This is a genomic window from Psychrobacter lutiphocae DSM 21542 (genome assembly GCF_000382145.1).
Lineage (GTDB): Bacteria > Pseudomonadota > Gammaproteobacteria > Pseudomonadales > Moraxellaceae > Psychrobacter > Psychrobacter lutiphocae.
The window spans coordinates 1-8,746 of sequence record NZ_KB907680.1 but is presented as its reverse complement, the minus strand read 5'-3'; the positions used below and the strand labels follow the sequence as shown (position 1 = coordinate 8,746).

General features: G+C 38.0%; 9 protein-coding genes. 8 read left to right on the top strand and 1 reads right to left on the bottom strand.

All coding sequences use genetic code 11. The annotated features are described in order from the left end of the window. From H140_RS14780 to H140_RS15700, 5 genes are all read left to right on the top strand, one after another. On the top strand, positions 1 to 2,331 hold a 2,331-nt coding region (locus tag H140_RS14780), incomplete at its 5' end, for a phospholipase effector Tle1 domain-containing protein (protein ID WP_208596158.1). A 19-nt stretch (positions 2,332 to 2,350) separates the two neighbouring features. Next, positions 2,351 to 2,914: a hypothetical protein gene (locus H140_RS0113325; RefSeq protein ID WP_019674144.1), complete on the top strand. Its 564-nt coding sequence runs from the start codon at positions 2,351 to 2,353 to the stop codon at positions 2,912 to 2,914. A 187-nt stretch (positions 2,915 to 3,101) separates the two neighbouring features. Next, positions 3,102 to 3,665, top strand: a complete 564-nt coding sequence (locus tag H140_RS0113320; protein ID WP_019674143.1) for a hypothetical protein — start codon at positions 3,102 to 3,104, stop codon at positions 3,663 to 3,665. Positions 3,666 to 3,755: 90 nt separating this feature from the next. Then, positions 3,756 to 4,304 (top strand): hypothetical protein, encoded by a 549-nt coding sequence (locus tag H140_RS0113315; protein ID WP_019674142.1) that lies wholly within the window; start codon positions 3,756 to 3,758, stop codon positions 4,302 to 4,304. A 196-nt stretch (positions 4,305 to 4,500) separates the two neighbouring features. Further along, entirely contained in the window at positions 4,501 to 5,064 is a 564-nt protein-coding gene (locus tag H140_RS15700; protein WP_083932799.1) for a phospholipase effector Tle1 domain-containing protein, read from the top strand. Here H140_RS15700 and H140_RS0113310 read toward each other — a convergent pair. Beyond that, positions 5,000 to 6,564 (bottom strand): IS3 family transposase gene (locus H140_RS0113310; protein WP_409371741.1). Its coding sequence is split into 2 segments (ribosomal slippage): positions 5,000 to 6,085 and positions 6,088 to 6,564, totalling 1,563 coding nucleotides; the frame shifts between segments, so codons are not numbered across the junction. The genes H140_RS15700 and H140_RS0113310 overlap by 65 nt on opposite strands. A 459-nt stretch (positions 6,565 to 7,023) precedes the next feature. Here H140_RS0113310 and H140_RS0113300 point away from each other — a divergent pair. The 3 genes from H140_RS0113300 to H140_RS14775 form a co-directional block, all read left to right on the top strand. After that, the gene (locus H140_RS0113300) at positions 7,024 to 7,740 is read left to right on the top strand and encodes a hypothetical protein (protein ID WP_019674139.1); all 717 of its coding nucleotides are present in this window, start codon (positions 7,024 to 7,026) and stop codon (positions 7,738 to 7,740) included. Positions 7,741 to 7,779: 39 nt separating this feature from the next. Then, positions 7,780 to 8,406, top strand: a complete 627-nt coding sequence (locus tag H140_RS0113295) for a hypothetical protein (protein WP_156819205.1) — start codon at positions 7,780 to 7,782, stop codon at positions 8,404 to 8,406. Between the two features lie 23 nt (positions 8,407 to 8,429). Beyond that, a partial coding sequence (locus H140_RS14775; protein WP_033427087.1) for a hypothetical protein occupies positions 8,430 to 8,746 on the top strand: 317 nt, incomplete at its 3' end.

The window sequence follows — 8,746 nt, the reverse complement described above, 5'->3', positions numbered from 1 at the left end:
ATTTTGCAATTTGCATCATCAATCGACTACTGGAATGACAAAATTGAAGGATTTCCTGTTAATCCAAAGTTTGATCAACTTAATAATGTACCCTGCCAAATTTGTACGGATGAAATGATGTTTATAAAACCTGAGTTTAAAATTGCTCTTTTTAAACATTACTGTACAAACTGGGTCTATAACGGGCATAAATCAAGTAAAAAAATAATGGTTTTTGATAAAAAAACTGCTTTTTCAAATGACTATGTGTGGCAAGTGGTTATTCGCTTACCAAAAGCTTTTGTTAACACCGGTCATTATGTCTATATAGGTGACACACTAACCGCAACCATTGACTATCCAAGCAATGAGCATGGGCAAGTGTTAGCACCAGAGCAATCAGGCATATCTGTGTGGCAACGCAGTAAGAATTGGGTGAATCAGCTTTGGGAGCAAGAAGATGCTTATCCAACAGTCAACTATGTCATTACTGACTACTTAGGTCGTCCTCGTCAAGTGCGTACAGCTAAGACAAATGAGCTATTGTGGCAATTTACACCAACTACCTTTGGTGGCAGTGTTGATAGAGCATTTGCCGACAAGGATTATCAATTAAACATACGCTTTCCTGGACAATATGAGGACAGTGAAACTGGACTGTATTACAACCACTGGCGATATTATGACCAAAATACAGGGCGTTATATATCGGCCGATCCGTTAGGTTTAGCGGGTGGTGAAAACCTGTATGCCTATGTGAATGCAACCCCAACCCATTTTATTGATCCACCAGGGCTACTCTTGTTTGCTTTTGATGGGACTAATAATAAAGATTATGACAGTTCAGCCTATTCTAATGTAGTGAAGTTTAGAGATTTGTATCGTATCAATCAAAATCCTAATGAGCCACGAGAACCCAATTTTTATAAATCAGGCAAAAAATGGAAATACTCACAGATCAATAACTCTAAAGGTAATAAAGGCTTTATCGAGTTTAAAAAACAGAACAAGTCATTTAGTAATATTAATCTAAAAAATAATGTATTCTACATGGCGGGTGCGGGAACTAAAGATCAGTATTCTAATGTATCTGCCGACTTGAAAAGCGGTGGGAATAAACTTGACCTTGGTCATGGTTTATCAATGGTTAAACGAGTTGATGCTATGACAGGCTATTTGTTTGACTATCTAGACCATGTATATAAAGACCCGAGCGTTATTCAACGTGATGAAAAAGGCTTTGTAACCTCAAAATATAAAATAAATTTAGATATTGTTGGATTTAGTCGTGGTGCGGCATCGGCACGTATGTTTGCCTCTAAAGTTAAAACGATTATGACGACAGGACTGTGGGAAATGCATGATCAAGATAAATATGGTGATCCTATTCCTAGTCACAGTGTATCGAAAAAATGGCTTTATACAACTGACTTTCTAAGAAATTGTGGTATTGATTTTAACTTTAACTTTATGGGGCTGATGGATACCGTACCAGCGTATGGTAGCAATCAAGGTAATGACATGGCAGACTTAGACCAATTTGGTATGAGTTTGGCAGTAGATGATACATTCAAAAGTGTCGTTCATGCTGTAGCAATGAATGAAAACCGTTTTCAATTTTCAAGACGTTCAATTTATGCTAGTGAAGCTAAAGCAATTGGTCAGAATGGGAAAAAAGTTAATGGTAAGCTTCGGTTAGAGAAAGGCTTTTTAGGGGCGCATTCAGACATAGGTGGCGGTTACCAAGAAGGCGATTTGTCTAACGCTTCACTTATGTGGATTATAAAACACGCTAAAGAAGCAGGAGTGTCTTTCGATGACTCTATGATAAATAGCAAAAAGTATAATCGAGTGGACGACCCTGTGGTTCATGATAGCGTGGCACGTTTTGCTGTATTTACGCCTGGTAGTCAATTTCTATGGGCTAACGATGATGATATGAATTTCGAAACGAATAGTATATTTAGAACACGTGACCATCTTGAGCTATCATGGGATTATATTAAAGATAACTTTGAGAATCCTGATAATAGAAAGCTGGATACCATAGAAGATTTGACAGAAGACTTTTTGGCCACAGGTAGTAAGTTTAGAGAGGGGGATTTATTAGGTATGATAAGAACCCACCCTATTCAGTTTAAAAGAAAGATGAGTAATTATAAAGAGCAAAAATCGAAAGGTAAAAGTGAAGCACTGGATATTTTATTTGACACTGATAAACCAAATAAAATTATTGCTGTTAATGATTACTTACTATGGCTAAACTGTCATTATGATTTGCAAATAGCGACTTCGGTAACAAATGCCTCTAATCTATCTGGTGATACTAGAATGTGTCAGAACTTGCCATAAAAATATCAAGGAGTAAAGTATGAACGGTTTAAAGCTATTAGGTTTAATTAGTATAGGATGCATGATGATTTTCGGCTGTACGACATCTGGTTTTCATGGTGTTGGAAGCACTGAGTTTACAATAGATTTTTCTCAAAAAAAGACATTAGATGAGGAAGATCCGATGTTTATTATCAAAAGATCGTCAATAACGAATGCAAGATGCTCTAGTGATAATAATGGCATTGAACCCTATATGTTTTGGGGAGAACAGTGCTATTTTGAGCACGGCATACCTGATAGGGTAGATATCCAGTATGCGAAATGGAAACCTTACTATCAAATTCCCAAACCTTCTAAACCTCATATGATGGCGTATGGCAATGCATTGCCAGCCAGTGCATGGAAAACCTATACTTTGTATCCAAAAAAAGTCATGGCAGAGGTTAAGCATCAGAAAAAACCTAATCATACACCCTTTGCCCCAAGAGCAATAGCCAAGAAACATATATTGGTATATCTAGATATAGAGGCTGATGGTAGAGTGACAATACGTGATGAGGCTCAATATGGCTATGTTAATAATATAGAAAGTTTTCGTTAAACATTATTGATACTTTGAGGTAGCAATTAATATATCTAAGTGTGATTTTATCTGATTTGTTCATAATTCAGCCTTTAAGCCAATCTAATAAAATTGGTAAGTTTTTTAGGGACATATTTAGCCTCTAATCAATCTGGTGATACTAGAATGTGTCAGAACTTGCCATAAAAATATCAAGGAGTAAAGTATGAACAGTTTAAAGAGATTAGGATTAGTTTGTATAGGATGCATGATGCTTTTCGGCTGTATGACATCTGGTTTTCATGGTATAGGAGATACAAAATTAACGATACAGCTATCTCGAGAGAAAATGCAAGCTAGAGAAGATCCAGTTTTTATTGTCAAAAGATCGTCAATAACCAATGCAAGATGTTCCAAAGATTATGATGGCATTGACCCTTATATATTTTGGGGAGGTCAGTGCTATTTTGAGAACGGTATACCTGATAGGGTGGATATTCAATATGCTAAATGGAAGCCCTACTACCAAATTTCAGACGATTATAAACCTCATATGATGGCGTACGGCAATGCATTGCCAGCCAGTGCATGGCAAACCTATACTTTTTATCCAAAAGAAATCATGGCAGAGGTTAAGCATCAGCAAAAACCTAGTCATACACCCTTTGCCCCAAAAGTCATTGCAAAAAAGAGTATATTCATATACCTAGATATTGAAGCAAATGGACAGGTGACGATACGTGATGAGGCTCAATATGGATATGTTAATAATATAGAAAGTTTTCGTTAGATTAGCAACCAGCGTATTTATCTATAACTGGAAAGGGCTTTCTAGAGGCTCTGTAGTGGTCAATTAGAGTATTAAACCATAGGAGAATGAATGAATATACTGAAATCACTACTCATCGGTACGTTATCGTTGTCAGTTTTGTCTGGCTGTATTACAAACCTGGTGGGCATTGGTGATACAGAGTTTTCTTTAGAGCTTTCAGGACCGGAAAACCTAGATCGTAGTGGTGTAACTTATATTGCTAAAAACATGCCTCAATTAAATGGTAAGTGTGGTTCTAGAGCAGAAAATAAAAAGTATTTTTTGTGGGGTAATTTTTGTGGTTTTGGTAGATTTCCACCAGAGAAGATAGAGTTGCAATATGCTAAATGGAAGCCTTTTGACCAAATACCTCATCAATATCAATCTGAAATGACCGCTTACGCTGATTCATTGCCTGCCAGTGCCTGGAAGACAGTGACGGTTTACCCCCGTCAATTTATGTCACAAGTAAAACGTAGTAAAAAAGCCGATGGCACACCTATCTTACCCGGTAGTTTGGCTACTAAAAAAATAAGAATGGAAATTATCTTAGATGAAAACGGCAATGTGACCTTAAAAGATGAGTATGGTTATGTCAGAACCATGGATATGCTTTGAGGATAGATGAATGTCGCTATCCAATATATTAACCAGATGCGCTTGTATCTGGTTTTTTTGTTTTAAATAATATCTTAAAAGTGTATTCTGATATTAATAGGGCAATAAACAAGGATGTGTTTTAATTTTGACTGTAATGTTTAAATTAGTCTCTAGTCTCTAATATTAAGAAAGGAGTCTAACTAAAAAAGACTGGATATACAACAAGAGCTATTTAGCGACAAATTGTTTAGTAAACTTCAATTTCAATTATCTTGGTCTTTGGGATACAGTACCCTCATATATAACTACTGGTGATATTTCATTAGAAGGTACTAATGTTCTAAATGACGCTAAACAGCTCAGTGACAAAGGGTATGCTTTGACTATTGATAGTGCTTGGAATCGTGTTGTTCATGCAGTTGCAGTTAACGAGCATCGTTCAGGTTTTCACGTACGCTCTATTTTTAATGCTAATGACAATAAAAATAGAAGTAACCGTTTAGAGCGAGGTTTTATGGGTGCACATTCTGATATTGGTGGAGGCTATGCTGAAGGCGATTTATCAGATGTGTCTTTAATGTGGATTATTAATGAAGCTAAAAAAGCGGGTATTAAATTTACTGAAAAGGATAATGAGGGAGAACCCATTAGTACCATTCCTCGTAAATATAAAAGGGCGGTGTTTGTCAACATAGTTGTCACCTTTTTACGAACTAGGCGACTCTCATCTTATCAATTGATTTTGGCTCTTTTAACGGATTTAAAGTCGTTGGCTTAACTGGCGTACAATTTCTTATGGCACGGCTTCCCCAACGAGTAGGGTTTAGTGCTTTAGCACCCTCCATTATCAGTTTGCGTTTTTCTAGTATCTCTTTATCTTCACCTGTATGACGCTCATGAGGAGTCACAAAGCGTAGCTTGCTGTGCTTATGCTCCATATTGTACCAATGAGTGAACCTAAGCACCCATTGCCTTGCACTCTCAAGGCTATTAAAGCCATCTGTTGGCCAATTAGGACGATACTTACAAGTCTTAAACAACGACTCAGCAAATGGATTATCATTACTTACTCTAGGTCTACTATAAGAAGTCACAACCCCAAGCTCATAGGCTTTCATCCGCATCGTTTGCGCCTTCATCGGTGCCCCATTGTCAGAGTGTAGAACGACACCTGAATGCAGACACTTCTCTTTAATTAACGTACGCTGTAGAAGCTTGGCGGCAAGCTCACCTGACTCATGATCATATACTTCCCATCCCACAATCTTACGACTATACACATCTTCAATCATATACAGATAGTAGAACTGACCGCGTACAGGACTTGGCAGGTATGTGATATCCCAACAGAACACTTGGCAGGGGGCTGTGGCGGTAAATGATTGCGGTGCTGTGCTTACTTTAGGCGCAAGGCTACGTCCCCTGTGGTTTAGTTGATTATGGGCTTTAAGTACACGGTAAAAGGTGGATTCAGAAGCATGATAGATGCCTTCATCTAGCAAAGTGGGTACGATCTGTGTCGGTGGTAGGCTTGCAAAGCGGGGCTCGTTACAGACTTTGATGATGGCAGCTGTTTCATGTTCAGTGAGCTTGTTGCTAGGCATAGGCCGCACAGCTTGTGCACGCTTGTCATGAGCTATTTGACCTTGTTTATACCAACGCCTGTAGGTACGTAGACTAATGCCGACCTCGTTACATGCTTGCTTTAGCCTTGCCCCTGAAATATTAGCTTCTTGAATCCATGCAATATATTGCTTACGCTGTGGCAGTGAGGTTAGTCGTCCTCGTTGTTGTCGGTCTCCCAGAGCGCATCCAGCTTTTTTCTAAGTACCAGTAAGGCTGCTGTTTCAGCAAGTGCTTTTTCTTTGCGGTTAAGTTCTCGTTCTAGCTTTTTAATCTTTTTGCGGTCTGCTTGTTGCTGGCGTTTGCTTGCTAAGCTTTGCTTTTGGCTTTGATTGAATCCTGATAAAGCACCTGCTCGCCATGCTTTGATTTGTTCTACATAGAGCCCTTTACGACGACAGTATTCGCTAAGTTCGGTCTCTGTCAGTCCGCTGGTCTCTATGATGGTGGCAAGCTTGGCTTCGCTTGACCAGTTGTCGGGGGTGTTTTTATTGCCGGGCATGGGCTGTCCTTGTTGACGGGCTTGATTACGCCAATTATACAGGGTCTGTAAGCCTATGCCTTCACTTCTTGCAACTTCTGATACACTTAAGTTATGTGGTGGCGATAGTTTGCTTAGTATGGCTTGTTTTCTCTCTTCACTATATCTTGGCATCATTATTCCTTGTTGCCCCCATTTAGTTTATTCTTAGGGGGTGACAACTATCCTGACACAGGGGGAGGGTAACCAATCCTATTGTTCATGATAGCGTCAAGGATTTTATTGGCTTTAAACCTTCAAGAGAGTTTTTATGGGCAGAGCAAAATAGCCATGGTCAAACTCAGTTTAAAGCTCAATCGCATTTAAAACTTAACTGGGCTGATACTTTAAGGTTTCAAGCCAAGGGTCAGACAAAGTTTCAAGAAATAAAAGAGATCTCAGAAGCTCTGCCTACAGCCCCATCTTGTAGTAGCAATCAGTTAGTATGTATGCCTATAGGCAAAAAGTCTAAACAGCAACTGATAAAACAATATGCTTGCTTAAAGAAAGAGGGAAAGGGAACTATTTTATATAACAGTAGTAAACAGAAAATTAAAATTAATAGCTATATTCAATGGCTAAAGGATAACGGTTATGCAATCGGGACTAGCACAAATTTATAAGTTGATTAAAGAGCGTTTTGAAGTACTTAAGCGATTAGGTTTTATATGTTTATGCAGTGTTTTTTTAACTGCTTGTGCTTCAACCTATGTTGAAGGCTTTGATGTGGATTTTGATAGAGATGAGGCTTTGATCGTTGTAAAAAATACAGATATCTTTAAAAAATGTATACCTACGAATAGTGTAGATGTAAATAGCGAATATTTTATCGGGGTACATTGTATATTTGAAGGTCGTGCACCAGATGAATATACTATCACTTACGCAGTTTGGATGAATGATGATGAAGATACGAAACATTTTTATGGAAAAGAAATCTGGTCTTTTGATTCAGGTCTAGATGAAAATACATATATTACAATAGACGGACGAAGTGTAAGTCGAGATGAGTGGATGGAACATGGTGAGCTTAACAGAATAGAAGCGATCAGTAATCTTCCAGACTCAGCATGGCAAACATATACCATAGACTCAAAAAATCGTTTAGAGAAGTACAAAGGTAAAACACCAGATGGACAGCCTAGTGGTATAACAATACCAATTGGCTGGGGGATATTCATGCCAAGCTTTTTTCCATGGTTACAAGATAGAGTTTTATATTTAGATATAAATATTGATAAAAACGGTAAAGTTGAGGTAGAAGAAAACTATCATTGGAAGAATGAGTTGCCCGATAATCCTTATGCTTAATATTGTAAGAATTGATTTGCCAAGAGGGCCAGATATGACTTGTGTCTGGCTTTATTTTTACCTAATTCCGATATTGGCGGTGGCTATAAAGAAGGTGACTTGTCTGATGTCTCATTGATGTGGGTCATTCAAGAAGCTAAGAAGGCAGATATTAAGTTTGATAATACTTTAATTGCAAATAAGGGCTGGAACAAAGTGACCAATCCTATTGTTCATGATAGCGTAGGTGTAAAGATGTCAGGAATCAACTTTATGCCTGGTCGCGAGTTTCGTTGGGTAGGAACAGATACAAGAATGCATCAAGGACACCAGCAATTTGATAGATTTACCCATTTAAGACTAAATTGGGAAGATACACGACAATTTCAAGGCAAAAATGCTAAAGGTGATACTTTACGCAGGTTTGAAGACATTGAGCGCTGGACTCGTGAATACAATAGAGTCGATCAAACTTTAACAGGTCATCCCCTATGCGGCGAAGTCGTCGTTTGTGATGAAACTAAAGAGATAGTTAGTTTAAAAGGTAAGGATGCAGAAGGGAATCCCACCATCTTATATAGTGGTACTCGAAGAAAAGGAGAAGAAGACATAGATATTAATGGATATATTCAGTGGTTAAGGAGAAATGGTTATGGTTTATCTGATCTAAAGACTAAACGCAAATAGCCAGTGGATTAAAAAGGATAAAAATGAAGAATTTAATAAAAACATTGTTGTTAAGTATTAGTATATTGACAACATCTTGTAGTAATGCTGGATTAGTCGATAAAGTAGCACGAGGTCCTACGCTTAAAATTGTAAAACAACAGGAGCATTTACGACCACAAGGAGACTATCGTAAAGAGCCGGATATAATCATTGATGTAGTAACCCCAGTAACTTGTACAAATTATCCAGACGGGATGTTTGGTAGTGATTGTATATTAGATAACAAACAACCCATACCCGAAAAGATAGAGTTTCGCTATGGGGTTTGGATATCTAATGAAGAGGCAGATAAACGATT